The sequence below is a fragment of the Vibrio jasicida 090810c genome (assembly GCF_002887615.1).
Taxonomy (GTDB): Bacteria; Pseudomonadota; Gammaproteobacteria; order Enterobacterales; family Vibrionaceae; genus Vibrio; species Vibrio jasicida.
Genome location: NZ_CP025793.1, coordinates 723,319 through 747,709 on the forward strand (window position 1 = coordinate 723,319; position 24,391 = coordinate 747,709).

Here is a 24,391-nt window from a genome sequence, read left to right on the forward strand (position 1 = left end):
ATTTTGCAAACCATCATCAAGTTGTCTTGATTAGTTCACATCCGGCTCCCAGACTGTTCCTATAGTTTGAAGTAAATATGAAAGACCCTGCGTATGAGAAGCGCAGCTGTAACGCGGCTAGGCATAAAAACAAAAAACGCTAGGGAAAAGCGAATTTGTAATCTCAACATTTAAGGAAGACCAAGATGAAAGCGGAAAAAGTAGCAGTTGTTACTGGTGCGGCTCGTGGTATTGGCCAAGCGATTTGTGAGCAATTACTGGAGGATGGATTCCACGTCGTCGGGCTAGATATATCGCCTGTGGAATGGAGTCAGTCGGCGCAGCTAAGCAATTATCAAGTCAACTTGTGCGATGCAGCAGCTGTTAGCGAAGTGGTAGACAGTATCGTAAAGCAGCATGGAAGAATCGATGCGCTGGTTAACAACGCCGGTATCACGCGTGATGCCTTGTTGCCAGACATGCTAGAGCAAGATTGGGACAGCGTTATCGACGTAAACCTAAAAGCAGTGTTCTTGCTCACTCAACACGTCGCGCCAGTGATGCTAGAGCAGGGCGCAGGCAGCATTGTCAGCATCTCTTCTATTGTGGGTACGGATGGTAACATCGGCCAGAGTAATTACGGCGCAAGCAAAGGCGGTGTTATCTCGATGAGCAAAGGCTGGGCTAAAGAGCTATCAAGAAAGGGGGCGCAGATCCGCGTCAATTGCGTTGCACCAGGCTTTATCGCCACCGATATGACCAAGAACTTGCCAGAAAAAGTGATTCAAATGATGGAGGGCAAAACCCCATTAGGTCGAATGGGCTCAGTACAAGACATCGCCAATGGCGTCTCCTTCTTAACCTCCGACAAGAGCGCCTACATCACAGGCCAAGTACTCAAGATTGACGGCGGGTTAGTGCTTTAACCTTCAATACTCAGCCTCAAACAACAAACGCCCTTTACTTACGTGAAGGGCGTTTTTGTTGGGGAGGAGTCAATTGAGTTGCTGGCTAACAGTTGTCCCATAGTTTGTTAGTGCTAATACTCATGCGAGCTTTATTCATTTGAGTTTTCCATATAAAAACTAATGTGTGTTTAATGGATAAGACAGAACTCAGTACATCTAATGGGAGCTCTGGAGAGTAAAGTGTCAGTAAATTGTTGAAAAGTAACTCGACACTCTGCAAGCTTGATTTATGTTGACTACCTGTAACAGACTGATTATACGCATATTGCTTAAAGACATTACCTAAAAACTCTGTTAGATTTTTCGAGTAATTCTACACCCTTTTACCTCAGGAAAATGACTGCTGCCTATGTGTTCGAAGCTATATTTACAGCGTAGACTTTCAAATGAAAATAAGACTTTCTCAGAAGTAGAGCTCTTAGCTGTCTCAAATTACGTTGTCGTGTTAGCCGAACCTGGAGGTGGTAAAACCGAACTTCTTGGAAGTTTGGCTCAACAGTTGGGCACATCTTCAGTTACCGCAAACATGTTCGTACAATTAGGCGCTAGACATGAGAATACACCACTTGTTATTGATGCTTTTGATGAACTGGCCAAAATTGATCAAAGTGGCATACATAAACTTCTGGCAAAGATAACGAGAGCGAAGCCTAGTCATGTTGTTATTTCTAGCAGATCTAGTGAGTGGGATATATCTGCCACAAATGCAGTTAAGAATTTTTTGGAAATTGAACCATTGGTGGTTAGGCTTTGCGAGTTCGGTGATTCTGAGCAACGTGCGATCTTTGAGCACCATGCTCCAGGAGAAGACTTCACTAGGTTCTATTCAGAAGTATGTAGATTTGATCTGGAAGCCCTCCTGCCGAATCCTCAGTTCTTGAAAATGTTTGCTGACGCTTATCTTGAAAGCGAGAGAAACTTTGCAGATAAACAATCTATTTTCAAACTTGCAGTGGAACGTTTAGCTAGAGAAGTAAGTCAAACGTCCTCAAGAACCAGCCTATCACTTTCCGCAAGTCAAAAAGTCGATATCTCGTCAGAGGTATTTGCCAAACTGCTATTGTCTGGAGCAGAAGGAGTAAGCGTCAGCGAAATCGAAGAAAACCGCATATATCCTTTGCTTACATCACTTGCTGGTAATGAACCATCAGTTTTCAATATCCTTGCTACTCGGCTTTTCAAACCAGGGGATAGTACTGACCAACACCGTCCAGTCCACAAAATCGTAGCTGAGTATTGTGCAGCCGCCCACCTTACAAAGCGAATAGCAGACCCAGCAGATGCTCTAACACTACACCAATGCCTACCAATTATTGCGCCCAATTCTACCGTAAGAGATGAACTTCGTGGGTTACTGGGCTGGATGGCTGCTTTGGGGAATAAGGCTGTCCAGCATGCTGCAATTGAACTCGACCCTTACGCAGTCCTTGCAAACGGCGACCCCTCTCAGCTAGCACCGTCATCAAAGCAATTACTTTTGACTAAACTGAAGGAAATCGAGGAAACGGATCCATATTTTAGGAGAAGTGATTTTTGGCGTCGGTTTAGTGTTGCAGGCTTTTTCACAGAAGATATTATCTTAGATATCAAAGCACTGCTTAACAGCCAAGGCGATGGGCACCTACGTAATCTAATTCTTGAACTATTGATTGAATCTCCTATCGCCCATCTATTGATAGATGAATTGCGTCAGATCCTCTTGGATTCTCAAGAAGACAAGTATAATCGCATTTATGCAATTAAATGTCTTTTGGGCTGTACTACTTATGCGTATGAATCAGACTTGACGAAGCTTTTATCTGAAGCCACTCCAGCGTCACTTGAGGTGGCGGCTAAAGGAATGGAGCTCCTTGATTTAAATATGTTTGAGTTAGCGTTTCTTGAAACGTACTTTTTGGCTTGTGCAAATTTATATCCAAGCAATAAGCTTCGATTTGAACGAGTGATTGGAGCTCGTTATTTTATAAAGTCTATAATTTTCAGATTAAATCAAGAAATCGTTGAGCAGCTGTTAGATACACTAACTCGAGACCTTACCTGTACCTGTGGCTTAAAATCCTATAAATGTGATTGTCGAAACGGGATAAGTAAGATTGTCGGATATATGCTCGACCGTTATTTTGACACGGCGCTACCACCATATGAACCACTGCGTGTTTGGGGCTGGGTTGAAAATTTAAACTTCCATAGAAGTATGGAGCCAAAAGACAGTCGTTCTGTTCAAGTACTATACGAAAATAGCGAGTTACGGCAAGGTATTCTTACGCATGTTTTCAGTGGGTTAACTGGAAGTGACCAAATATTTGAGACTAAACGACATAAGTTCGGTATTCAATCACACTCAGGTCTCCGCTTATTTAAAGAAGACTATCAGTTTATTGTTGATCTAGCATTTGACACAGATAACCCTGAACTATGGGTAAGCTTTATTGTGAGACATGATAGACACCGAAAACCAGAGGAAAAAGGCTCAGATGATTTGCGACGCCACATGCGAACTCAGGCATTGGAGAAGCCGATGTTTATGCGAGAGTGGGCTAAATGCAATAGAGCTGATTCGCTATTTGTGAAGGAAGAATATAAGCGATGGGAAGCTAGAAGTAATCGAATGTCTCGCCGCCATAAACAGCGCCAAAAAAATATCCATGCTGAAAACATTCAATATATCCAAGAAAATCGGGAACTAGTTGAGAGTGGTCATCATTGGAGTTTTTTGGTTGATTTTGCCGAGACCGTGCTTATCGCTCCAGAAGATATTGTTTCGAAATTTGGCGACGTGGAAATTGTGAAGAATGCTCTTAAAAGTTGCCATGAATTCATTGAACCAGAAGTTCCTAGCATAAACAAGCTAGCTGAATGGCGATGCTCCTCAAAGTGGTCATATGTTGAAACGATTCTGTTCGCATCTTGCATCGAAATAATGCGTGAATACGGAAATCTAAATAGCGTTAAGCCAGAATTACTCCTAGTACTAAAGACCCATTTCAATGTTCATTATGATGCGGTTGATGAAACCGAGTATAACGCTCTAAAAGCGGAAGTTGATCGCTTACTGTTCACCAATAATGAATCCACTGAACAATTTCTTCGTTCTTATGTCGAACCTCAGTTGGCAAATTCTCAGTGCTCTCATCCGAGAGTAGATATGTTGAAGTATGATGAAATATTCACTCCCTTGCGGGCAAAGCTGTCAATTGAATGGCTTGAACGTTTCGATGAGTTAGGTTTTTCCACACTCGATACGCTATTCGATCTCGCAACGCAGTTTGGAGATAGAAATATGCTTAATGACATCATTCGAACTCGCTGTTCTGATTATTTGTCTAAGTTTCCTGAACAGACAGATGATGAAAATATCGAACAAAGGCGCAAATTTTGGTTCGTTCGAGCATTCTATTTTCTGGATTTAGAAATAGCGAAGCCATATTTTGATTGGCTTAAAAGCGATAGCAACTCACTGCTTCTGTTTGAGGGCCGCTCAGGTAGAATGAATAGAGATAGTTCCTCTTACTGGCCAAACTTGACATCCACTAAGATAGAATTAATTTTAATAATTTTCTTTCATCAATGGCCAAAGGTTCACCTCCCTAGCTGTTGGGGAACTGGAAGTCCAAAAGGAGAAACTGCATATCGTTTCCTTACCGAAATTATTTGGTCAATAGGTAGCGATACACCTGATGAAGCAATTCCTGTCCTTAATCGCCTTATTCAAGATCATACTTTTAGTGATATTCAGAGAGAGTTGAAAAGTATAAAAGCGGAGCAGCTGAGGAAAAAGTCACTGAGAGATTTCGAGCCACCTACTCCAGAAAAAATTGTGGATTTATTGGACAATAACGCTGTTGTTACAGTGGAAGGATTACGACAACTTGTTCTTCAAAAATTAGAAGACTATCAGAAGGATATAGATGGAGGGGAATTCAATGCTGCTACGCGATATTATACGAAAGATGATAACGGGAAAGTTATACACCGAAATGAAGTTAGTTGCGTTGAGATAATTGCCGAACGTCTGAACTTAGTACTTTCCCCCCAAAGTATTGCTATTTCGTCTGAATATCAGACTAAAAATCAAAATAGAATTGATATAACAGCAGCGAAAATGATTGAAGGTAAAAGACGACTACTCGTAATTGAAGCTAAAGGGCAATGGCACAAGGACTTGTATACAGCAGCTTCCGCTCAGTTGTATCAACGCTATTCAATTCACCCTGATGCAGAACAGCAGGGTATATATCTTGTCATATGGTTTGGTGCTAATGAAGCTATTGCTGGGCGTAAAAATATTGGAATTACTTGTGCACAGGATCTCAAATTAAGTATTGAAGAAAGGTTACCACCAGAAATCAAAGGGCTGATAGATGTATTTGTCTTAGATGTCTCGCTTTCCTAAAGCCACTAGAGTTTGAGATTATTTTAGATCGAGAGTGGAATAGCCATCTAGCTTTTAGACTGTAACAAGCCACTTTTTCCCAATTTCAACTTATCCGAAACCATCGGCTTAGTGCGCAAACTCTAAGACGTTTTTGTCCAAAAACGTGTTCTATCAAACACTCAAATAGATGATAAAAAGCCCTTCCTACTCCTAGAAAGGGCTTTTTCTTTCATTCTACCTATCTGGCTAGGTGCCATTCAATACAGAACCGCGAGTCCTACTAGCCAAAGTAATGAACCTAAACTTACTCAGTAGGCAGTATGGTGACTGGGGTGAAAGATGCCACTGCGTTGCCACCTGCGCCAGGGCGGTCAACATAAGGGGTTTTCTGCAGTAGCGTGTAGTACACGTCTACAAAGTCATCATCGTTAACCAAGATATTGTTTGGAATCAACTCAATGATTTTGCTGGTGATCTGCGGGATGATCACATAGCCCTGTACCTCTGGATCAGGGATCATCTTCAGTACTTCTTCTGCGGCTTTGACCAGCAGTTTTGCAAGCTCTTTATAGTTCGTGCCGTCATCGTGCTCCATCAGAATAATGTCTGCTGCACCCCAGCGGTAACGAGGCCAAAAAATGATGGTTTGATTTGGGTAATAGGTTTGCTTGTCGTAATCCAGATAAGGCATTTCGACCAGATCAATCTGCGGTTCTAAACGGCTGGCATCAACGCCCGTTACGATCGCGTAGATTTCGGCTTTACCTGAGATCCAAGGTTCTCTATCCACCGCTAAACGAATCTTCGTAAGCTGAGTCGTGTTCAGTTCTTCCGGTTCTGATTCGGATATAGAGTGACGAGCCTTGCCGATTAGAGGCTGTTTTTGAGGGTTGTCGACACTGTTTTTACCTTCGGCATTAATTTGGGTAGTCATGCCAAGCTGGTTCAGCTCTGCTTGCATCGCCATCAGGCCCGCTTTGAGCTCTTTGGCGCCATCACTGTCAATCACGAAAACAGGGACGTCCGGCATTTGGTAGACGTCTAACTCATGAACTTTCCCGTACACGTCGTACGCTTCAATGTATTGCCAATCGGCATCGTCACCGGATGGTTCGAATGCAAACAGCGGGCTCTTACCATCCTTCCAAGCGTCAATCATGGTTTCATCAGCCATGCGGATTTCAAGAACGGAGTCACTGAAGTTATTGATACCTTTCATCTTGCGATAGCTAAGATCGGCTTTTTGCATCTCGCTAGAGAAGGTCGAGTAGGGCTGAGCTGAATTCAGCTTGTCTATCGGCATCGATAAACTTTTTTCGGTGATCTGAGCTTTCAAAGAAGACTCAAGATCGGCGTAGCTGGCACTGATCTGCAATGCTAACGATTGTTTTTGCTCAGCAACGTTGGTTGAGGTTAATGACGAGGTAGTTGTGTTGATGCTGTCTGCATAGGAATGGAAGCCAACCACTGTGGTAGCAAGCGCCATACTGATCGAGAATGATGGTCTCATAAAAAGTCCTTATTTTAATTTTTATCACTAATAGAGTATTTACCCTACAGGGATCAACCTATCAATTTCGTGAATGTGTGAAAAACTTCGCTTGGATTTTTTGTTTCACTGTGCAGCACAAGATCTCAAATTGATTAAATTTTATAAAATTTATTGAGTGTTAGCTTGATATTTCATAGTTTATAAATTGGTAAATAAGGAATTTGTGGCGCTATTAGCTGCTGAACCTGTCTGTGTATCAGTTATCGGAATCGTTTTATGAAGCCGCTAGACAATAAGAGCCATTGTGGTTTTTGATCACCGTTAGGTGCCCAAAGCCTTGCAAGATAAGGTCTGCATCTTTTAGTTCATCTTCTCTATGGCTAGTGAGTAGCGCGACCGTAAAGCATCCAGCTCTTTTCGCTGATAACACGCCCGAGGGGGAATCTTCGAATGCCACACATTCGGACGGAGTGACATTCAGTGCATGAGCGGCTTTAATAAACGGTTCTGGGTCTGGTTTGCCCTTAAGGACGTCCTCGGCGCATATCATCACTTTAGGTAGATCAAAGCCTGACGCTAGTAGACTGGTGGTCGCCACTTTTTTTGGCCCGCTTGTCGCAATACCCCAAGCATTAGGACTAAGGTTGGAAATGAATGAATGGGCATTGGATATCGCCTGTGCCTTTGTCATCTCAGACAATGCGATGCTTTTTACTTTCTCTACTTGTACGTCACAAGCGTAACTTGGGGATATACAGTGCAAGGTTTCTTCAATTTTTCTTCCGTGGATGTATTGGCTCATATCAACATAGCTGACACCAACGGTCTCACACCACTTTTTCCAGATATTGTCTATTACGGCCTGAGTATCAACTAACGTTGCATCGACATCAAAAATAAACTTTTTACACTCAATCATGATTTCTTAATCCTATCGAATACTGCTGCTTTAAGTTGAGGAGGATAGCTTTCATAACATGGCTCAAAGTTGCTCGCTGAACTCACCACACTGATTGCATTTGTAGCCTTGTTTATAGAAAAACAGTGGAAACCCTAACAATATGAACACCAGAAATGCAGGTCGCTTTCCTTTTGTGTGGGCGGATAGATCACTACTTCCACAATGAGGGCAAAGGTCTTTTTTCTCTCCAGCGACTACGGAGTGAGTTTCAAGGCTTTCAGAAAAGTCACAACTCAGGATCTCGGTTGCTTCCTCAAAGTCCTCTTCCGAAACCATTAAGCGAACACCACCAATAGCGTTGGAGTAGAGCCATTGTGTATTCACGGTATGCTCATCGGCGATAAAGCTCTGAATACCAGCACTTTCAAGGTTTGCTTTGGCGATATGTGCTTCATGGGGAAAAGAAAACCTCGCTACGACAATCATGAACTTCTCCTTGTTGTATGACGTTGACTGGACAACTTTTCGTCTTATTTTGGATGGGCATTGTGCCGTGTTAGGTTATCCATCTTAATGGTAAATGAATAATATTTTCAATAATTTAAACTTATTGCATATTGATTGAGTTGCTACTAGGTTTTCATCCCTGATCATAGTACCTTATGGGGACGCCGGAAGCGTGGTTGACGCCGTTTATTCCCTGTTTAGTTAGGCGTTATATTTGATTTAGGAAAAAGGTAAGGATGGAAATTACTTTTCGACAGATAAACATGGATGACGATTTCGAGCTATGTGTTGCATCTAGGAAGGATGCGTACTTTTGTAGCTTCGGACACTATGATGGCTTCGAGGAATTCATCAGTGGTTATCGTGAGCGAGTCTCGGAACGATTATCGACATCAGGTTGGTTCTACATTCATATATTTGTGGATGGCGAGTTTGCTGGGCAACTCGAGTTTCGTAGTTTTTCGCCCGAGCCGGACACGGGCTATGTGCACCTTATTTATCTAAAACCGAATTTCCGTGGATTAGGGCTTGCCCCTAAAGTGCAAGAGTATATCGTCAGAACGTTAAGCCAGGCGGGGTGCTTGCGTGCGGTACTTTCTGTAAGCCGAACGAACACGAGAGCACTCACTTTTTATAAGCGCAATGGTTGGGAGTTCGCGCGTCGGAACCCGAAACATGATGAAACCGACTTCTATCAACTTTGGATAGGTCACTAGCAAATTTTTAGAAAGCAGCTCGCAACGTGTGGCGTTTCACCATGCAGATGGTTTAGTGTTTAGGACAGCTTAAAAGCCAACAGTCATTGCTGTTGGCTTTTTTAAAGGGCTGGTGAATCAATCGATATAAGTTGGATACTCTCCGTTTTTAATTCTCGCCTCTATTTGATTTATCACCTGTGGCAATTCTGCAATAGTCTCAATAACGTAGTGCGCACCAGCGGCGTAAAGCACTTTTTCTGCGGCTTGTTTTCGTTGTTCGATTTCTGTTGCTGTCATTGCTTGGAACTCTTCTGGCGTCGCCCCGAACTCGTTACCTGATACAGACAGACCAATCGTCCACATGCCTGCGTTTAGTCCTTCGTGAATACCAGCGACGGCATCATCAACCTTCACGCAATTACTGACGCGTGTTACGCCCAAATCAATAACGTTCTTTAGTGCCATCCAAGGGCCCGGACGAGAACCTGCTGCAATTTCATCGCTCGCAACCACACAATCTGGCGCGTAGCCGTGCTCGCGAGCTGCTGGAACTAACGCATCCATCACCGGTTTTGGGTAGCCAGAGCATGAGCCGATTTTGATCGACTTTTCACGTAAGAACGCCACTGATTCAAGTGCACCGTCAATCGGCTCAGCAAATTTCACTACTTGCTTGATCTGTAATGGCATAAAGGTATGGTAAATCTCTTGTGCATGCTGTTCGGTTGGGCGTTCACCAAACTGAGCTAACCAACGTTCGCTGATTGTTTCATCGTTTAGGAGCGTGCGAATATGGTCGATTTTCCCCATCCCCATTGGGCCGCGAGCCTCTGCCAGCGAGATGTTAAAATCGTAGGCCAGTTGGAACGCATCCACGAAGATTTGCGTTGGCGCGAACGAACCAAAGTCCACCACGGTTCCTGCCCAATCAAAGATAACCGCTTCAATCTGTTTGTTCATTGTCTTTTCTCTTAATGTCTTCTTTGTATTAGTTGTTGGGGGCTTATCGAATCATTTGACGCAGTTTTGCTGACATAATGTCAGTCGAGAACACTAAGCCAAGAATCACAAGTACACAGGCCGCTGTATCGCCGTATTCGAACATCTTCATTGAGGTCATCAACTCGAAGCCAATGCCGCCTGCGCCAATCATGCCCAGTACCGCTGAGATACGAATATTGGCTTCGAGGCGATACAAGATGACACTGATCCAGTTCGGAAAGACTTGTGGCAACACAGCGAATAAGATGATTTGCAGCTTAGAACAGCCCGATGCTTTCATCGCTTCGATTGGGCCTTGGTCCATCTCTTCAATCGCTTCGGCAAAAAACTTACCCACCATACCTGCGCCGTGCAGTGAAAGCGCCAGTACTCCGGCAAAAGGCCCCAGACCTACTGCTGCCACAAAGATAAGTGCAAGAATCAGCTCGTTAATGCCACGTAATACATTCAGTACTTGGCGCGAGAAATGGTATACCGCTAGGTTAGGTGTGACGTTTTTGGCCGCAAGAAAGCTAGCGGGCAGCGCCAGTGCTACCGCGAGCACGGTTCCCCATAATGCGATTTGCACAGTTTGAATCGCTGGGTCAATTAGACTGTCGCTGATGTAGCTTAAGTTTGGCGGTAACATGCGAGATAGGAAGTCCCAAATCCACGGTAACCCCTGCATCAATGAAGATACATCCATGCGGGCACCAATGGCCGACCAATGCAGCAGCGCGTAAGTGGCCGCAACGATAGGGATCAGAATCCACCAACCTTTCTTTGGCGGCGAGGCAATAAACTGTAAGTTGCTAGATTTCATTTCAAGCCACCTTTTCTGCTTGGATACGTTGCTGACGGCGCTTTTCAGCCATGCGAAGTACAAGTTGGCTAATGCTGTCGTCTTCTAAACCGGAATATATTTGGCTAACGATATCTGGGGTCAGGTCTTCTGGCAGGCCATCAAAAATGACTTTTCCTTCTGATAAGCCAACAATGCGCTCGCCAAACTCCATCGCATAATCGATTTGGTGCAAGTTACACAGCACGGCTATGTTGCGCTGTTTACAACTGTTTTGGATGTAAGTCAGTACCTTGCGTGACGATTTCGGGTCTAGGCTTGCCACGGGTTCGTCGGCGAGCATAAGCTCTGGGTTTTGCGCCAGCGCTCTTGCAATGCCAACACGCTGCTGCTGACCACCACTTAAGCTGTCGGCACGGGCATTTTGTTTGTCATCAAGGCCGACTTGGTCTAAGCACTCTTTGGCAATATCGATGTCTTGTTTCGGAAACAGCTGCATTGCACAGCTCCAAAATGGCAGGTTAGACATGCGGCCAACTAAGACATTTTTTAGTACCGACAGGCGCTTTGTGAGGTTATGGTGCTGGAATATCATTCCTACTGATTGGCGGATTTTGAGCAGCTCTTTGCCTTTCACGTGGGCGATATTGCGGCCGTTCAGTTCTATCTCTCCATCTGTCGCTTCAGTTAGACGGTTGATGCAACGCAAGAGTGTCGATTTGCCAGCGCCTGATGGTCCCAGAATCACCACAAATTCCCCTTCGTTGATCGCAAGGTCAATGCCTCTTAGTACCTGATTATCGCCGTAGGATTTGTGTAAGTTGTTTATCTTTAACATGATGGTTCCTTAGCGTTTCAGCTATTTGAATTTGGCTGCTTCACGCACGGGGTTGTAGGCTGCATCATTGGTTTCGATATAGCGGTTAACAATGCCTTGGTCTCCAAACTGCACCGCTTTCATCGATAAAAACGCCTGCTTAATACGTGCTTTATCAGCGTCTGGAATATCGTTGCGCCACACCATTGGTGACTCAGGAATAGATTCGGAACGCCAAATCACTTTGTACTCGTCTTTGCCAATAATGCCTTTCTCGACTGCTGAGTTAAGAATGCGATCTGCAACTGTGGCTGCATCCACTCGGCCATGTTTTACGGCTAGAATGTTGGCATCGTGAGCACCGGTGTACACCACGTTGGCAAAGAATTCGCGAGGCTTAATCCCTTCATTTCTCAGGCCAACGTAAGGGAATACGTAGCCAGATGTTGACGTTGGCGAGACAAAGGCGAAGTTTTTGCCTTTTAGATCAGACAGCTGATTGATGTCGTCGGCATTCGCTGGCGCGATGATTTGGCTGTGATACGACACATCGCCCGCTTTCGCTGTTTCTGCCACGACAAACGCTTCTACATCAACCACTTCTGCCGCTTTCACGTAGGAGAATGGACCAAGATAAGCGATGTCGATGTGACCAGCTCTCAGTGCCTCAATCACCCCGTTGTAGTCTGTTGCGACAAAGCCCTCTACTTTAACGCCCAGTTGCTCACTCAAACCATTTATCAGGGCTTTACTTTGTTTGATCATGGCACGTGAATCTTCCGAAGGGATGAGCGCCATTTTGAGATCATCTAACGCATTTACCGACGTAGACAGAAGTGCAGTACTGCCCGCAATCGACCATTTCAGCAGCGATTTTTTCATGTTCATAATCCGTTACCTTTAAAAGAAAATATTCATCAGTTGGTTGGAACAGCCAGAAAAGTTTTTGCCACGCTCACCTTGCAGGGCATCTTCCACCACTTGCTTCCATTCAGAGCGTGTAAAGCCATAATCTTCTGGTTGAGTTTTTACGTTTAATGCGTGAATCCATGCTTCTAGCTCTTGTGCAGCCACTTGTAGATCGGTGCCAAAGATCGTGCGTAAGTGCACCGATGTTTCACAATCCGAATGTGCAAACGAAGCGAGGACTGCAGGCAAAGTAAATGAACAAGCAATACCGTGAGGTAAGCCTTTGCGCAGCGTGACCGCATAAGAAAGGTTGTGAGAAATGGATGTTTTGGTGTTCGAAAATGCTAAACCCGCATTGAGTGAGCCTTGCATCATTAAGTTGCGAAGCTGCAGGTTTTGGGGGGCGTCAACTAGCGCTGGTAGTGTTGAACGAATCGTGGTGATCGCTTGCTGAGCAAACATCAATGACACAGGACTCACGTTATGATTCCAGATACTCTCCATCGCATGAGAAAGTGCATCCAATCCAGTTTGGACCGTCAGCGAGATAGGCAACTCTAGGGTTAACTTGGGATCGCAAATCGCTATTTCTGGGTACAAACTTGGGTCACTCAGTGAGAACTTTTTATTTGATGCCTTATCCCAAATGGTTGCCCAGCAAGTCACTTCACTGCCCGTTCCTGTGGTCGTTGGTAATACAATCATCGGTAGTGGGTCTTTGACAGATTCTCCCTCTGTTAGAACGCGATGAATGACACTTGCGTTAGACCTAGCGGCAGCCAAGGCTTTAGTTGTATCAATTACTGAGCCACCGCCAATTGCAACTAGCACTTCGACGTCTGCTTGGTGCGGTGAAAATGCGTCACATATGATAGGTAAATCGGCGATATCTGGGTTTTCAGAGACCTGATTGAGGGTAGCTTGGCCGCCACCGATAGAGCTTAGAATTTCGTCTGCTAGCGCATCAAAATAAGGATGGTCGTAAGTGACGATTGCGTACTTACGCCCATTTAGCGCCGTTTCTAAAACAGGTAGCGCATCTTTTCCAAAGCTAATACTGACTGGGTTGTGAAATTGCCACATCGTTGTGTTTCTCGTGTCTTGTCCGTTTCGATGTGCAAACTTTAATTTATGAAAATGACACTAATGTTTAATGAAAATACTATTTAATCACTCTTAACATAGAAAAAATCGAAGCTCGTTTTTGTGGTTATAAGACTGAGCGACAACAGGATAAAAACGGAATTATTAAGAGTAATGCCGGTTAGGGAAGACGATGAAACAAACGCAATTACGCTCATTTCACACTGTGGCGAAGCTAGGCAGTTTTGCCAAAGCCGCAGAAGCACTGAATATTTCTCAACCCACGATTACCGCTCAGGTTCGTGAACTGGAAGAGCAATACAATGTGGTGTTGCTGCATAGGCAACGTAATAACAATCGCCTTACCAGCACCGGCAAAGAATTGTATGAGCAGACTCGGCTGATTTTTTCACTACAAGAGCGCGCCAAGAAGCTGCTTGAGGGAAGCGGTTCGTTAAAAGTCGGACAATTAACGATGGGAGCCGTCAGCCCTGCCGCGGTGTTAACATTGATTGAACGATTTAAACGGTACTACCCAAATATTGATGTGAAGATTCGTACTGGAGGATCTGATCAAATTCGGAACGGTGTGTTAAGCGGAGAACTCGAAATCGGTATGCTAGCGTATCGTGATCCCAATCCTAAATTGGTTTCAACCAAAATAGCGGAGCAACCCGTGGTGCTAGCGGTGCCAAATACTCACAAGCTGGCTGAACGTAAATCGATAACTTTGGCAGAGCTAGAGGGGGTAAAACTTATCCATCGAGAATCCGGCTCTACCACCCGAAAAATCATTGAAGATGAATTGGTGCGAAAAAGCATTCTCACCCATAGCGAGCTTGAAATTGACAGTCGCGAAGGTGTTCGAGAGGCGAGTATTTACGGGCTCGGTATTAGCTATGTCGGTTTGCATGAGTTTCAACCGCACCCAAACATTACTATGGTGCAAATCTCTGATCTTGAGACTATGTCCAAGTCCTATCTGATTCACTTAAAAGAGTTGGAACAACTTCCTGTTCTTAAAGTAATGCGGCAGTTGGTCAATTAGCGGCTATCAAATGTGGATTCAAAGATCAAAAGCCCTTCATTGATATATCAGGAAGGGCGCCTTTCTTTTGTTCTAGTTATCGCGGCAAACTACCTTCGCCAACAAGCTAGCAAAAATAGCTTGGGCGGTGCTGTACCACCGCCAAGCTTTTAAGGCTGTACAGCTATAACCAAGTTTGCAACGCCAATGAACGTGATGACAAAAACGGTCAATCGACCAGATTAAGAACCTGACACAAAAAACAGCGTTAAACGCTTTAGGCTTTTTCAGGATAATCTGGCGCAGATATCATCGTGGAGCTGGGAAGCTAGTGCTCCCAACAAGGACTCCGAATACATTAGCGCAAACCAACTCTGTTATGACTTAATTGTAGTTGTAATAAAGGGGCGGACCATACATTTTTGTGGGACAACAATATTGGGTTGTGGGTATGCGATTTCTTCATCAGAAGCGAGAAACATTCACTTTTCCGATATCGAATATTAGCGTTGTTACGATTGTGCGAATGATTCTCGCACATTTAGAGCAAGAGATTAAATTTTACCTTTCAAGTTATTGAATTTATAGGGAATAAAATTTAATGAAGAAATGCATATCTATTATTTTTACTTGGTGTATAGTGTCGGCAGCTCAAACGGTGAGTTATTGATAATATATTTAGTTCAAGATCTTCTCAGTTTTTTCGATTAAGTTCGTCATATCTATCCTGCGATACCTTATTCTTTATTCCTTATTTAGTAGCTTTCTTTTTAACTTAATCAATGTATCGAGATATATTATGTCAAATAAAACAACTGGCTCAGTAAAATGGTTTAACGAATCTAAAGGTTTTGGATTTATCACTCCTGATAACGGCGGTTCTGACCTGTTTGTTCACTTCAAATCAATTGTTAGTGAAGGCTTCAAAACATTATCTGAAGGCCAAAAGGTTTCTTTTGTTGTTGAGCAAGGTAACAAAGGCCCTCAAGCGGGTAACGTTACGTTAGTGTAAGACATTTCTAAAAAGTCTCTTCTGTCGAGGAGACTTTTTTTACTTTACGTTTAATAAAGATCCCGAAGGTTCGAAATACGAATAAAAATAAACGTTGGGATCGATAAGGTAAGAAGTAACATGAGAAAACCAGTAAGAAAATCAAGCAAGAAAACACAGAAAAACAACTTCGAAGAACGATTCGCTGCTATGGTAAAAGAATACCAAGAAGCGAAAGGAATTCTCGATTCTATGACTGAAGGTTCATCAGAATATTTAGCACAGAAAAAAGCATGCGATAAACTTTTTGCAAACGCTGAACGATACATCAATAAAAAATAATGAATTGAAATGGCTTTATTCTAACTTGAATAAAATTAACTAAAATTATTTTGCTTAGAATCACTACATTTTTAAAAGCCTGAGCCTCAGTTTTCTGCAATCGTTGGTTCAATCTGTGTTGATCTCATTTAGAAAAATCATTGAATTACTGTTGCCCACTTATGTTCTGACTTGTGTAGTATCATTGTTGTTTTCATAGCCAATATGAACGCGGTGCGAAATTCAGTAAACCACCAAAAATAGGATGATATATGAGCAAGCTACCTAAACCGACACAAAAGCAGAAGCAATTTAGTATTAATCCGAAAGGGAAAAGGGTTAAGCGGATACCGGAAGAGTTGAAAACAATGGGTGTTCGCAAACGCATAGAAGAGATTGAGGAACAAAAAGAATGGGATAAGGAGTGGGGACTATGAGCTCAAGAAACCTCTCTGAACTTATCAATACGACACTCCTCTTACACTCCGAAAAGCTGAGTAACTTGGACCGAGACATGCTTACAGGTTTACGAGATCAACTTAATCGTGAGCAAGCGTTGTCAGACAAACAAGTTAAACTGTGCCAAAGGCTACTACGAAAAACGAATCAAACCTGTGTATTTATTCATGACGTTCCAAACGAATCATGATTGCTAGCAAACGTCAGTCTTCACTGCTATCTACCCAGCCATCATCAAGCGTCATTCGACTTAGCATTTGATCCATTAAATCTTTAATCTCAATTCGCATTGCGCCCTCTGGCGCATGATGCTCAGCTGAGCGCTTGGCGTTTGTTAGACTTTTCATGAAGATAGCTTCGCTATCCATCACGTCGTGTTTCGCGTTGAAGTAAGTGACCTGATAGGTCGGCATGGTACTATTCCTTTTGTGGGGACGTGGTGATGTGACGCTTTCAATATAGCATTGTTTCACGCTTAAACGTTCGAACTGACTTGGTTTCTTGCCAAAAGTTGACTAGGCAAACAACTGATTATCAAGGAGTATGGACGGAAAAGACCCGTCACACAATGGTTATTACCTCGCCCCATAAGCCTGCGCACGACGAGTATGTTTCATCGCTTCCCACTGTTTAAGCAACTTAACGTTCCATTTGCCATAATATTACGTGTGTCCCAGACATGTCGTGGTTGTCATCCCCAAAGCTTGTCTGTTGAAAAGCATCGTCTTTCTATGAGCTATCTTGTGCTTGTGGCGTTTCTAAGCTCAGAGGTGATCCATTCGGTGTTTTACACATCTTATTCGTACACAACTATCTTATTCAGCTCTGACTCCAATTCAGTCATCGGTAATACTAACTTTTCTTGCTAAAAAGGTAGAAAAGTTTATAGTATTATTAAGTTGAAATTGAGTATCATCATGCAATTACAGAAAAAAAAATCCAAAGTATCGCTAAACATTAAAATTTCATCAGACTTAGATTATCGTCTTAAACGAGCTAGAAAAGCAGCACGTGAACAGGGGTTGATGTTCAACGTATCTCAAGAAGTTGAAAAGTTTCTTGAGAAGGAAATAAAGAAAGTTGAGCGCCATCTATCAATAGATGAAGAGATTAAGGATAACTTAGAGGAGCTTGGTGGTCTAAATATGGATAAGCTTATGAAATCAATGGATTAATGAAAAGCACTTAAACTAGTACTAATTAGAATAGATAAGCTTGGAGATGATTATGGGAACGATAATTGGGTTACTGATTTTGGCTGTGATCGATGTGCAGCTAAAGCGTAATAGCGGGTTGCATTTGCATCAATGGATCGCAAAAAAATACAGTGATTATCAAAAAAACAAAAAAACACCTTTATGACTTACCAATGCCACTGAATTGATTTGAGCCGTATTTCTATTAGAAAAATGCTCAAAAATAAAATCCAGACTGGTAGGTTTACAGAGGACATTTTTGTGGTCGAGTACTTACTATACTTGCTCTAATTTGTAGCAGTTCTAACTCAAAAATGTCCTAAAATGAGTTCCATCGAACATCGCTATTGAAGACAAAAATCGCCCTTAACGTTATCGTCAAGAGCTTGATTCACTCACCCCCAAACTACCTTTGACGCACGTAAGTCGTTTTCACTAACGTATCTAAAATAACCTCGCTTTTCGTCACTTTGAAGTTGAGTGGTCGTTCCAAATCACCAAACAAAGGTGCGCCGCCGCCAAGTAGGATAGGGAAGCGCGTGATCACCATTTCATCAATAAGATCTTCTTTTAGGAAGTTCTGAATCGTCACACCGCCGTCGATGTAAAGCTCGTTAAAACCTTTTGCATTTAGGTCAGCAAGCACATCTTTTAGCTCGCCTTTTACTAAAAAGACTTTGTCTTCGTAGCCTTGTGGCACTTCTGTCATGGTGTTGCTGAGTACGAACACCGGTTTGCTGTATGGCCAATCGCAATCAAAGCTCAGCACTGCATCCAAGGTATTGCGTCCCATCACCAAGCCATCAATGCGTTCCATCAGTGAGAAGAAGCCAGTATCAATATTGTCTGGGTTTGGTACTGAATGTAGCCATTCTAGTTTGCCCTGTTTATCTGCGATGTAACCGTCCAGACTGGTTGCAATAAATACGATATTTGCCATGAGTACCTCATTAAAATGTTGGTGCTTGAGCCAAGTTAAAGGTTAGGTTAAAATTAATTCTACAATGTAGAATAATGCTGAGTTTATCGGGAAGATCAAATGTCTGTCAACGAAAAGAAACGCGGAAGACCGGCCGCCAAGCAGTCGCAGCTAAGCGCAGAAGGCATCTTAGAATCGGCCAAGCTATTGATGAAAAAGGATGGAAAGGTACCAAGCATTCGCTCGTTAGCGACGCAATTAAATGTCGATCCTATGGCGATCTATCACTACTTCAAAAATAAGAATGCCTTGCTTGAAGCGTTAACCACATCGCTGGTGGAGGAGATTTATCAACCTCAAATGAATGAAGATTGGCAAGGTGAACTCAAAAGCTTGTCTGTTAGCTACATTGCACTGCTACGTGAGTACAACGGGTTGCTGCAAACCATGTTGAGCATGACATCCCATGGCCCAGCTCAAGTGTTTACCGAGCGTTATCGAATCATTGTTGAGCCTTTGGGTTTATCCCCGCAAGTGGAGAAAGACAGTTTGGACTTGCTGGCGGATTACCTACATGGGTTCGCGTTCTCAATCAGTTGTTGTCACGATGCAAGCTTGATTAAGACTGAGATGATGGATGGACCGCTGAAGCTGATTTGTTCCTCGTTGTTGGTATCTCGAACCTAGCTCACATTAACGTGTACTTTTTACTTATAGCGTGAAAGAAATTCCCATAACCAAAGGTTCTAACTAAAAGAGATTGAAGGACTTTTATTTGGCGAATTCGACCTAATATCTTGAATAGGCTTTATCGTATTTGGCGATGGGGACATTTGATTATGCTTGCTGGCGTGATTAGGACGTCAGTTTGAAGATGCATTCAAACACAATAAGGGATAACAATGACTAACGAATATACTCCACCAAAAGTTTGGACAAACGACAACGAAAACGGCGGCCAATGGGCAAGTATTAACCGTCCAGATTCTGGTGCAAGACATGAGCAGGCGCTTCCTGTTGGCGAGCACCCATTCCAGCTTTACTCAATGGGTACGCCAAATGGTCAGAAAGTCACGATCATGTTTGAAGAACTGTTAGCAGCTGGTGTAACGGAAGCAGAATACGACGCGTATTTGATCAAGATTGGTGATGGTGATCAGTTTGGCTCTGGCTTTGTGTCGGTGAACCCAAACTCGAAGATCCCTGCACTAGCGGATCATTCCGGTGATGAGCCAGTGAACGTATTCGAATCTGGTAACATCTTGTTCTATCTCGCGGAGAAGTTTGGTCACTTCCTACCACAAGAAGGTGCAAAGCGCGCTGAAGTCATGAACTGGTTGTTCTGGCTACAAGGTTCTGCGCCATACCTAGGCGGTGGTTTTGGTCACTTTTACGCATACGCACCAGAGAAGTTCGAGTACCCAATTAACCGTTTCACGATGGAAACAAAACGTCAGCTAGATGTACTGGATAAGCGTCTTGCGAACAATGAATTCCTTGGTGGCGATGAGTACAGCATCGCTGATATCGCAACTTGGCCTTGGTACGGCAACCTAGTCTTGGGTCGTGCTTACGATGCGGCTGAATTCCTAGATGTAGCAAGCTACAAAAACGTCGTGCGTTGGGCAAAAGCGATTGATGAGCGTGAAGCGGTAAAACGTGGTCGCATTGTTAACCGCGCATGGGGTGAAGAGTGGGAGCATGTGGCAGAGCGTCACAGCGCATCAGACATTGATGCGGCGCTGGCGAAGAAGCCTGAATAATTGCCCTTTCTGAATGAGTAAAAAGGAATGCTTCGGCATTCCTTTTTTGTTTCGTCGAGAGGCGTACGCAAAGTAATAAGTGATCGCCTTGAAATAAAGCTGCGTAACAAAGGATGTCATAGGACTAAGTCCGTTCCAGTGGTGAGTTAGAATCCCTTGACCAATAACTCATTGCTTTATTCGCCCCAACACCTTTGCGTTTGGGGCTTTTTTATGTGTAAGAACGGAACTTATTGATTCGCAATACAATACGGTGACGAGCATAAAAAACGAGCGCCAAATGGACGCTCGTTTCTCATATTGATGATATAAAGCTTTTGCTAAGCAACAGAAGGTTTCTGCATTGCGTTTTGATACGCCGGTAATTCTGATCTTAAGCCTTTAATCAAGCTCACACACATGACCAATAAGACTAAGGTGAATGGTAAACCCGTTGCGACAACGCCAGATTGCAGTGCTTGCAGTGCCTCTTTACCACCAATCCAAAGCATGACGGCAGCGATAGAGCCTTCAATACATGCCCAGAAAATACGCTGTGGTACTGGTGCATCAATTTTGCCGCCAGCGGTGATGCTATCGATAACCAGCGAGCCAGAGTCTGATGACGTAATAAAGAACACCAAAATCAGAACGATAGACAGGATTGAAATGACTGAACTAAATGGCATGGCGTCATACACATGGAACAACGTCAGTGAGATATCGGTTAAGCCATTTGCGCCTAATTCACCGACTTTATTGACGACTTGGTCGAGTGCGATACCACCGAATACGGCCATCCAAACTAAGGTTACTGTGGTTGGAATCACGATAACCGCGAAGATAAACTCTCGAACGGTACGTCCTTTCGATACACGTGCGATAAACATGCCCACGAATGGTGACCAAGATACCCACCACGCCCAATAGAAAACAGTCCAACCGTGCATCCATTCAGTGTCTTCACGACCAACAGGGTTGCTGAGTGCAAAGATATTCTGTGCGTAAGCGACAGTGGTATCCCAAATGGATGTTGTCGCGATATCGAAGCTAATGAACATCACGAACGCCAGCAGTGCAAAAGCCACCGCCATGTTGATGTTACTCAGTAGTTTGACACCTCCATCGATACCTCGGATCACAGAAAGTACTGCGATAAAAGTAACGAATGCGATAACAATCATTTGCGTACCAATGCCACCTTCTAAACCAAATACATGGTTAATGCCACTGGTTGCTTGTTGTGCACCTAAACCGAGAGACGTCGCTAGACCAAATAGAGTGGAGAGTACCGCTAGAATATCGATAACGTGACCTAACCAACCCCAAGCGCGGTCCCCAAAGATTGGATAAAACGCTGAGCGCAAAGAAAGTGGTAAACCTTTATTAAAAGCGAAGAAGGCCAGTGAGAGTGCAACAATTGCGTAGATCGCCCAACCGTGGATGCCCCAGTGGAACATGGTTGCGGCCATCGCAAGTGATTTTGCTTCTTCGGTATAAGGCTCTACGTTGAGAGGAGTACCGAACCAATTGGTAAAGTAAGCGGTTGGTTCTGAAACACTCCAGAACAACAGTCCAATACCCATACCGGCAGCAAAAAGCATAGATAACCAAGAAATGGTTGAGTGTTCTGCAATGGCGTCTTTACCGCCGATTCTAATTTTTCCGAGGGGAGAAAAAAGAATCGCGATAGCGAATAAGATGAAGAAGTTTGCTGACCACATAAAGAACGAGTCGAAATCTGAAATGATGCCGTTCTTTAGGCCGTTTAGGGCATCACGAGCAGTCGCAGGGTCAACAATGAGAAGAGAAGCAAGACAAAGAAGAACAAGACCAGCACTAATTCCGAATACTGGATTGTGGATATCGAATCCCCACTTTTGAACGTTGTCTTGGCCAACCTGATAGTCGGTGGTGTCGATACTATATTTTTTTAGTGCATTATCCATAAATACAACATGTACGCTTTTTAAAAGTGCTGTCCTTTTTCAAGAAAAACACCAAAACCGCTCTCCATTTATTTTGAGTTCAAATTAAAAAATGCGACGAGATAATAATGTTTTATGTAAAAATATGCAAATTTGCGCTTTTTTTTGTCCTTTTATGCGAGTTTTGACCGTGCATTTAGGGTTGAAAAGTTATGAGGTGTAATGTTTTGATGTGTAATCTTTTTGGGTCTTGAGCACAGAGAGTAAGGGCTAAAAGGACGGGGCTAAGATGGAAAGTTCAGCTCTTTGCTATTAGCGCTTTGGTATTTTGAATGGTGATAAATGTTAGTTGTCTCATATGCTTGACTAGCGTATTTATATGCCGGTTTTGTGTGCAATATTCTACGGACATCGCATTCTTTTCGACAAACATCGAGTAAACGTAACGAATCGTAACAGAGCTGCTGTAACTGAACAGCGTTTCAATATACTCCACTTAGTTTGTAAGCCACAGAAAGCTGCTATGAGAAAAAACACTTTAATCAATGCTACGTTAGCGACTGCTCTGACTGCAGTATCTACTTTTAGTTTTGCTGCACCTACCGTTGTTCCTAATGCTCCGGAGCTTAGCTCACGCGGTTACGTTTTAATGGATTACCACACCGGAACTGTATTGGTAGAAAGAGACGCAGATAAGCGTCTTAACCCCGCAAGTTTGACCAAACTGATGACCGCCTATGTTGCTGGTCAGGAGGTTAAATCAGGCAACATCAGTCTGGATGACGACGTGGTGATCAGCCGAAATGCATGGGCAAAAAACTTCCCAGACTCTTCAAAAATGTTCATTGAAGTGGGTACCTCTGTTTCTTTGTCTGATCTATATCGTGGTTTGATTGTTCAATCGGGTAACGATGCCAGTGTGGCTATCGCAGAACACGTTGCAGGCAGTGAAGCTGGGTTTGTTGGATTGATGAACAGTTGGGCGAATCAGCTTGGTTTATCAAACTCTGCATTTACCAACCCACACGGATTGGACAGTGATGGTTTGTATTCGACACCTCGTGATATTGCGACTCTCGGCCGTGCCATCATTCGTGATTTACCAGATATCTACCCGTTGTACAGCGAGACTTCGTTTACTTACAACGGCATTACCCAATACAACCGGAATGGCTTGCTACGCGATCGCAGCATGAGTGTGGATGGCATGAAAACCGGTTACACCAGTGGCGCAGGTTACAGCCTTGCGACGTCGGCAACTAATGGTGACATGCGTTTGGTCGCGGTTGTAATGGGCGCAAAAAGCCCAAGTGTACGTGAGTCAGAAAGCAAACAACTACTGAGTTATGGCTTCCGTTTCTTTGATACGGTTGTACCAACTGAAGCTGGTAAAGAAGTATCAACAGCGCGCGTTTGGATGGGCAATCAAGATGAATTGAAAGTCGGCGTCGATCGCGATATTTATCTAACGCTACCAAAAGGCGATGTAAATAAGCTGCAAGCGGAAGTTGAATACAACGGCGATTTAATTGCCCCGATTCAAAAAGACCAAGTGGTTGGCAAGGTTTTGTATAAGGTCGACGGTGACGTCGTGAAAGAAACTGAGCTAGTGGCGTTAGAGCCCGTTGATGAAGGCAGTATCTTCAAACGTCTAATGGATTGGTTTAAGCGCTTGGTCGCGAGCTGGTTCTAAATCTCGATTACACGCAAATTGATTTACTAAGGCGGCCGAAATGGTCGCCTTTTTGTTTTGAGCACTCATTAAGAGAAACATTCAGAACAAAAAAACGGAGTTACGTGTGCGCAAGATTTTATCTTTGGCCTTGGCTTTTTCCCTTACTGGCTGTGTGCTGCCGCAGCATCAACCAGTCGATTCTGGGCAATGTGTTGGTGTTATGTCATCGCAAGATGCTTATGGATACCTCAACCCAAATCACTACACGATGCAGGTACTGGCACTCAAAAAAGAAAAGGATGTCAAAGAGTACATTCGCTATATCGATCCGAAACATCCGGTTTGGGTGAACTGGAAAAATAGCCGTGGTACACGATGGTATACCGTGACGGTTGGGGATTTCAAAACCAAGCAAGACGCTTATAACGCACTGTCTTCGTTGCCAAGCCGCGTTAAGCAATCTTCCCCGTTTGTGCTGACGTTTGGTGAAATGCAGCGCAAGCAAGAGACCAGTGTGGTGCGAATGCGTTAATACCTAGGCTTCGATTCGATTAGGGGTTTGCACACAATTCAGAGTCTTTCGATACATCGGTAAGGCTCTTTCTATTTTTCAGAACGCCA

General features: G+C 43.6%; 23 protein-coding genes. 12 read left to right on the plus strand and 11 right to left on the minus strand.

What is annotated here, in order from left to right; translation table 11 throughout:
- Positions 1 to 185 precede the first annotated feature (185 nt).
- Positions 186 to 905: a beta-ketoacyl-ACP reductase gene (locus tag C1S73_RS20860; protein WP_038865112.1), complete on the plus strand. Its 720-nt coding sequence runs from the start codon at positions 186 to 188 to the stop codon at positions 903 to 905.
- A gap of 391 nt (positions 906 to 1,296) precedes the next feature.
- Positions 1,297 to 5,340, plus strand: coding sequence for an NACHT domain-containing protein (locus tag C1S73_RS20865; protein WP_038865114.1), 4,044 nt, complete (start codon positions 1,297 to 1,299; stop codon positions 5,338 to 5,340).
- A gap of 286 nt (positions 5,341 to 5,626) precedes the next feature.
- Here C1S73_RS20865 and C1S73_RS20870 read toward each other — a convergent pair whose 3' ends face one another.
- From C1S73_RS20870 to C1S73_RS20880, 3 genes are all read right to left on the minus strand, one after another.
- A complete protein-coding gene (locus C1S73_RS20870; RefSeq protein ID WP_038865116.1) occupies positions 5,627 to 6,832 on the minus strand; it encodes a DUF3103 domain-containing protein in 1,206 nt (401 codons plus the stop codon).
- A gap of 256 nt (positions 6,833 to 7,088) precedes the next feature.
- The gene (locus C1S73_RS20875) at positions 7,089 to 7,733 is read right to left on the minus strand and encodes an HAD-IA family hydrolase (protein ID WP_038865118.1); all 645 of its coding nucleotides are present in this window, start codon (positions 7,731 to 7,733) and stop codon (positions 7,089 to 7,091) included.
- Positions 7,734 to 7,796: 63 nt separating this feature from the next.
- On the minus strand, positions 7,797 to 8,201 hold the full coding sequence (locus C1S73_RS20880) for a putative signal transducing protein (protein WP_038865120.1): 405 nt from the start codon (positions 8,199 to 8,201) through the stop codon (positions 7,797 to 7,799).
- A gap of 257 nt (positions 8,202 to 8,458) precedes the next feature.
- Here C1S73_RS20880 and C1S73_RS20885 point away from each other — a divergent pair, with 257 nt between their 5' ends.
- Positions 8,459 to 8,938 carry a GNAT family N-acetyltransferase gene (locus C1S73_RS20885; protein ID WP_038865121.1) on the plus strand — a complete coding sequence of 160 codons (480 nt, stop codon included), beginning with the start codon at positions 8,459 to 8,461 and terminating at the stop codon, positions 8,936 to 8,938.
- Positions 8,939 to 9,055: 117 nt separating this feature from the next.
- Here the strand turns inward: C1S73_RS20885 and phnX are convergent, their stop codons facing one another.
- The 5 genes from phnX to C1S73_RS20910 are packed head-to-tail and all read right to left on the minus strand — an operon-like array spanning position 9,056 to position 13,512.
- A complete protein-coding gene (gene phnX, locus C1S73_RS20890; RefSeq protein ID WP_038865122.1) occupies positions 9,056 to 9,880 on the minus strand; it encodes a phosphonoacetaldehyde hydrolase in 825 nt (274 codons plus the stop codon).
- Positions 9,881 to 9,923: 43 nt separating this feature from the next.
- Positions 9,924 to 10,724 carry a phosphonate ABC transporter, permease protein PhnE gene (gene phnE / locus C1S73_RS20895; RefSeq protein WP_038865124.1) on the minus strand — a complete coding sequence of 267 codons (801 nt, stop codon included), beginning with the start codon at positions 10,722 to 10,724 and terminating at the stop codon, positions 9,924 to 9,926.
- Between the two features lies 1 nt (position 10,725).
- Positions 10,726 to 11,541: a phosphonate ABC transporter ATP-binding protein gene (gene phnC, locus C1S73_RS20900; protein WP_050566669.1), complete on the minus strand. Its 816-nt coding sequence runs from the start codon at positions 11,539 to 11,541 to the stop codon at positions 10,726 to 10,728.
- A 21-nt stretch (positions 11,542 to 11,562) separates the two neighbouring features.
- The gene (locus C1S73_RS20905; RefSeq protein WP_050566670.1) at positions 11,563 to 12,408 is read right to left on the minus strand and encodes a phosphate/phosphite/phosphonate ABC transporter substrate-binding protein; all 846 of its coding nucleotides are present in this window, start codon (positions 12,406 to 12,408) and stop codon (positions 11,563 to 11,565) included.
- Between the two features lie 12 nt (positions 12,409 to 12,420).
- Complete coding sequence (locus C1S73_RS20910) at positions 12,421 to 13,512, minus strand: phosphonoacetaldehyde reductase (RefSeq protein WP_038865125.1); 1,092 nt, start codon at positions 13,510 to 13,512, stop codon at positions 12,421 to 12,423.
- Positions 13,513 to 13,705: 193 nt separating this feature from the next.
- Here C1S73_RS20910 and C1S73_RS20915 point away from each other — a divergent pair, with 193 nt between their 5' ends.
- From C1S73_RS20915 to C1S73_RS27935, 4 genes are all read left to right on the plus strand, one after another.
- Positions 13,706 to 14,560 (plus strand): LysR substrate-binding domain-containing protein, encoded by an 855-nt coding sequence (locus C1S73_RS20915; RefSeq protein ID WP_042602589.1) that lies wholly within the window; start codon positions 13,706 to 13,708, stop codon positions 14,558 to 14,560.
- Between the two features lie 778 nt (positions 14,561 to 15,338).
- Positions 15,339 to 15,551, plus strand: coding sequence for a transcription antiterminator/RNA stability regulator CspE (gene cspE, locus C1S73_RS20920; protein ID WP_038865127.1), 213 nt, complete (start codon positions 15,339 to 15,341; stop codon positions 15,549 to 15,551).
- A gap of 120 nt (positions 15,552 to 15,671) precedes the next feature.
- Entirely contained in the window at positions 15,672 to 15,872 is a 201-nt protein-coding gene (locus tag C1S73_RS20925) for a hypothetical protein (protein ID WP_038865129.1), read from the plus strand.
- A 251-nt stretch (positions 15,873 to 16,123) separates the two neighbouring features.
- Entirely contained in the window at positions 16,124 to 16,288 is a 165-nt protein-coding gene (locus C1S73_RS27935; protein ID WP_167391666.1) for a hypothetical protein, read from the plus strand.
- Positions 16,289 to 16,513: 225 nt separating this feature from the next.
- On the opposite strand, the gene C1S73_RS20935 is transcribed toward C1S73_RS27935, so the two are convergent.
- Positions 16,514 to 16,723 carry a hypothetical protein gene (locus C1S73_RS20935; protein WP_038865132.1) on the minus strand — a complete coding sequence of 70 codons (210 nt, stop codon included), beginning with the start codon at positions 16,721 to 16,723 and terminating at the stop codon, positions 16,514 to 16,516.
- 504 nt (positions 16,724 to 17,227) lie between these two features.
- On the opposite strand from C1S73_RS20935, the gene C1S73_RS20940 reads away from it, so the two are divergent.
- On the plus strand, positions 17,228 to 17,485 hold the full coding sequence (locus C1S73_RS20940) for a hypothetical protein (protein ID WP_038865133.1): 258 nt from the start codon (positions 17,228 to 17,230) through the stop codon (positions 17,483 to 17,485).
- A gap of 427 nt (positions 17,486 to 17,912) precedes the next feature.
- Here the strand turns inward: C1S73_RS20940 and C1S73_RS20945 are convergent, their stop codons facing one another.
- Positions 17,913 to 18,446 (minus strand): dihydrofolate reductase family protein, encoded by a 534-nt coding sequence (locus C1S73_RS20945; protein WP_038865135.1) that lies wholly within the window; start codon positions 18,444 to 18,446, stop codon positions 17,913 to 17,915.
- 99 nt (positions 18,447 to 18,545) lie between these two features.
- Here C1S73_RS20945 and C1S73_RS20950 point away from each other — a divergent pair, with 99 nt between their 5' ends.
- Entirely contained in the window at positions 18,546 to 19,112 is a 567-nt protein-coding gene (locus C1S73_RS20950) for a TetR/AcrR family transcriptional regulator (protein WP_038865136.1), read from the plus strand.
- 215 nt (positions 19,113 to 19,327) lie between these two features.
- Positions 19,328 to 20,188 carry a glutathione-dependent disulfide-bond oxidoreductase gene (gene yghU / locus C1S73_RS20955; RefSeq protein WP_038865137.1) on the plus strand — a complete coding sequence of 287 codons (861 nt, stop codon included), beginning with the start codon at positions 19,328 to 19,330 and terminating at the stop codon, positions 20,186 to 20,188.
- A 320-nt stretch (positions 20,189 to 20,508) separates the two neighbouring features.
- On the opposite strand, the gene C1S73_RS20960 is transcribed toward yghU, so the two are convergent.
- On the minus strand, positions 20,509 to 22,116 hold the full coding sequence (locus C1S73_RS20960) for a BCCT family transporter (protein WP_038865139.1): 1,608 nt from the start codon (positions 22,114 to 22,116) through the stop codon (positions 20,509 to 20,511).
- Between the two features lie 502 nt (positions 22,117 to 22,618).
- On the opposite strand from C1S73_RS20960, the gene C1S73_RS20970 reads away from it, so the two are divergent.
- Positions 22,619 to 23,788: a D-alanyl-D-alanine carboxypeptidase family protein gene (locus tag C1S73_RS20970; protein WP_050566671.1), complete on the plus strand. Its 1,170-nt coding sequence runs from the start codon at positions 22,619 to 22,621 to the stop codon at positions 23,786 to 23,788.
- 106 nt (positions 23,789 to 23,894) lie between these two features.
- Positions 23,895 to 24,302, plus strand: a complete 408-nt coding sequence (locus C1S73_RS20975) for an SPOR domain-containing protein (RefSeq protein WP_038865140.1) — start codon at positions 23,895 to 23,897, stop codon at positions 24,300 to 24,302.
- Positions 24,303 to 24,391: the final 89 nt, after the last annotated feature.

Coding starts and splice junctions, on each gene's coding strand:
- C1S73_RS20885 (WP_038865121.1), top strand. CDS start 8,459: ATGGAAATTACTTTTCGACAGATAAACATGGATGACGATTTCGAGCTA.
- C1S73_RS20940 (WP_038865133.1), top strand. CDS start 17,228: ATGCAATTACAGAAAAAAAAATCCAAAGTATCGCTAAACATTAAAATT.
- cspE (WP_038865127.1), top strand. CDS start 15,339: ATGTCAAATAAAACAACTGGCTCAGTAAAATGGTTTAACGAATCTAAA.
- C1S73_RS20915 (WP_042602589.1), top strand. CDS start 13,706: ATGAAACAAACGCAATTACGCTCATTTCACACTGTGGCGAAGCTAGGC.
- phnE (WP_038865124.1), bottom strand. CDS start 10,724: ATGAAATCTAGCAACTTACAGTTTATTGCCTCGCCGCCAAAGAAAGGT.
- phnC (WP_050566669.1), bottom strand. CDS start 11,541: ATGTTAAAGATAAACAACTTACACAAATCCTACGGCGATAATCAGGTA.
- C1S73_RS20865 (WP_038865114.1), top strand. CDS start 1,297: ATGTGTTCGAAGCTATATTTACAGCGTAGACTTTCAAATGAAAATAAG.
- C1S73_RS20875 (WP_038865118.1), bottom strand. CDS start 7,733: ATGATTGAGTGTAAAAAGTTTATTTTTGATGTCGATGCAACGTTAGTT.
- C1S73_RS20860 (WP_038865112.1), top strand. CDS start 186: ATGAAAGCGGAAAAAGTAGCAGTTGTTACTGGTGCGGCTCGTGGTATT.
- C1S73_RS20935 (WP_038865132.1), bottom strand. CDS start 16,723: ATGCCGACCTATCAGGTCACTTACTTCAACGCGAAACACGACGTGATG.
- C1S73_RS20950 (WP_038865136.1), top strand. CDS start 18,546: ATGTCTGTCAACGAAAAGAAACGCGGAAGACCGGCCGCCAAGCAGTCG.
- C1S73_RS27935 (WP_167391666.1), top strand. CDS start 16,124: ATGAGCAAGCTACCTAAACCGACACAAAAGCAGAAGCAATTTAGTATT.
- C1S73_RS20960 (WP_038865139.1), bottom strand. CDS start 22,116: ATGGATAATGCACTAAAAAAATATAGTATCGACACCACCGACTATCAG.
- C1S73_RS20905 (WP_050566670.1), bottom strand. CDS start 12,408: ATGAACATGAAAAAATCGCTGCTGAAATGGTCGATTGCGGGCAGTACT.
- C1S73_RS20925 (WP_038865129.1), top strand. CDS start 15,672: ATGAGAAAACCAGTAAGAAAATCAAGCAAGAAAACACAGAAAAACAAC.
- C1S73_RS20870 (WP_038865116.1), bottom strand. CDS start 6,832: ATGAGACCATCATTCTCGATCAGTATGGCGCTTGCTACCACAGTGGTT.
- C1S73_RS20880 (WP_038865120.1), bottom strand. CDS start 8,201: ATGATTGTCGTAGCGAGGTTTTCTTTTCCCCATGAAGCACATATCGCC.
- yghU (WP_038865137.1), top strand. CDS start 19,328: ATGACTAACGAATATACTCCACCAAAAGTTTGGACAAACGACAACGAA.
- phnX (WP_038865122.1), bottom strand. CDS start 9,880: ATGAACAAACAGATTGAAGCGGTTATCTTTGATTGGGCAGGAACCGTG.
- C1S73_RS20945 (WP_038865135.1), bottom strand. CDS start 18,446: ATGGCAAATATCGTATTTATTGCAACCAGTCTGGACGGTTACATCGCA.
- C1S73_RS20970 (WP_050566671.1), top strand. CDS start 22,619: ATGAGAAAAAACACTTTAATCAATGCTACGTTAGCGACTGCTCTGACT.
- C1S73_RS20910 (WP_038865125.1), bottom strand. CDS start 13,512: ATGTGGCAATTTCACAACCCAGTCAGTATTAGCTTTGGAAAAGATGCG.